This is a genomic window from Klebsiella sp. 141153, assembly GCF_032601995.1.
GTDB classification, from domain to species: Bacteria; Pseudomonadota; Gammaproteobacteria; order Enterobacterales; family Enterobacteriaceae; genus Klebsiella; species Klebsiella aerogenes.
In genome coordinates, this window is sequence record NZ_JAQIRJ010000024.1 from 1 (window position 1) to 1,852 (window position 1,852).

1 protein-coding gene is annotated in these 1,852 nt (G+C 66.0%); it reads left to right on the plus strand.

Annotation, left to right across the window (positions count from 1 at the left end):
* Window positions 1-20: 20 nt before the first annotated feature.
* The gene (oadA, locus tag PGS10_RS24870) at window positions 21-1,787 is read left to right on the plus strand and encodes a sodium-extruding oxaloacetate decarboxylase subunit alpha (RefSeq protein ID WP_316423629.1); all 1,767 of its coding nucleotides are present in this window, start codon (window positions 21-23) and stop codon (window positions 1,785-1,787) included.
* Window positions 1,788-1,852 lie beyond the last annotated feature (65 nt).

Genomic DNA, 1,852 nt, shown 5'->3' on the forward strand with positions numbered 1-1,852 from the left:
CTTAATTCACGGAGGAATTCATGACCGTTGCCATTACCGATGTCGTCCTGCGCGACGCCCACCAGTCCCTGTTCGCCACCCGCCTGCGTCTCGACGATATGCTGCCCGTCGCCGCTCAGCTGGATGACGTCGGCTACCGCTCGCTGGAATGCTGGGGCGGCGCCACCTTTGACGCCTGCATCCGCTTCCTCGGCGAGGACCCGTGGGTCCGCCTGCGCGAACTGAAAAAGGCGATGCCGAAAACCCCGCTGCAGATGCTGCTCCGCGGCCAGAACCTGCTCGGCTACCGCCACTACGCCGACGACGTGGTGGAGCGCTTTGTCGAGCGCGCCGTCAAAAACGGCATGGACGTGTTCCGCGTTTTCGATGCCATGAACGACCCGCGCAACATGAAAGCCGCCCTGCAGGCGGTGCGCAGCCACGGCGCCCACGCCCAGGGCACCCTCAGCTACACCACCAGCCCGGCGCACACCCTGCAGACCTGGCTCGACCTCACCGAACAGCTGCTGGAGACCGGCGTCGACTCCATCGCCATCAAGGACATGTCCGGTATCCTCACCCCGCATGCCGCCTTTGAGCTGGTCAGCGAAATCAAAAAACGCTTTGCCGTCACCCTGCACCTGCACTGCCACGCCACCACCGGCATGGCGGAGATGGCGCTGCTGAAGGCTATTGAAGCCGGCGTCGACGGCGTCGATACCGCCATCTCCTCGATGAGCGCCACCTACGGCCACCCGGCCACCGAAGCGCTGGTGGCCACCCTCGCCGGGACCCGCTACGACACCGGCCTCGATATCCACAAGCTGGAGAGCATCGCCGCGTACTTCCGCGAGGTGCGCAAAAAATACCACGCCTTCGAAGGCCAGCTGAAAGGCACCGACAGCCGTATCCTGGTCGCCCAGGTGCCGGGCGGGATGCTCACCAACCTTGAAGGCCAACTGAAGCAGCAGAGCGCCGCCCACCGTCTGGATGAAGTGCTGGCGGAAATCCCCCGCGTGCGCGAGGACCTCGGCTTCATCCCGCTGGTCACCCCGACCTCGCAGATTGTCGGCACCCAGGCGGTGCTTAACGTGCTGGGCGGCGAGCGCTACAAAACCATCGCGAAAGAGACCGCCGGTATCCTGAAAGGCGAATACGGCCACACCCCGGCGCCGGTTAACGCCGCCCTGCAGGCGCGGGTGCTCGACGGCGCCGACGCCGTCACCTGCCGCCCGGCGGACCTGCTGAAGCCGGAACTGGCGGAGCTTGAAGCCGACGTGAAACGCCAGGCGCAGGAGAAGGGCATCACGCTTGCCGAAAACGCCATCGACGACGTGCTCACCGTGGCGCTGTTCCCGCAAATCGGCCTGAAGTTCCTCGAAAACCGCCACAACCCGGCGGCCTTTGAGCCCGTGCCGCAGGTGGAAGAAGCAAAATCTGTCGCGCCGGCAAAAGCCGCCGCCTCCGGCGTCTACACCGTGGAAGTGGAAGGCAAAGCCTTCGTGGTCAAAGTCAGCGACGGCGGCGACGTCAGCCAGCTCAGCGCCGCTGCGCCGGTAGCCGCTGCCGCTGCCGCCCCGGCCCCGGCAGGCGCCGGCACCCCGGTGACCGCGCCGCTGGCGGGCACTATCTGGAAGGTGCTGGCCAGCGAAGGCCAGGCGGTGGCGGAAGGCGAGGTGCTGCTGATTCTGGAAGCCATGAAGATGGAAACCGAAATCCGCGCCGCGCAGGCCGGTACCGTACGCGGTATCGCGGTGAAATCCGGCGATGCGGTGGCGGTCGGCGACACCCTGCTGCAGCTGGCGTAAGGACGAGGAGCGCAAATGGAAAGTCTGAACGCCCTGATTCAGGGCATGGGGCTGATGCACCTGGG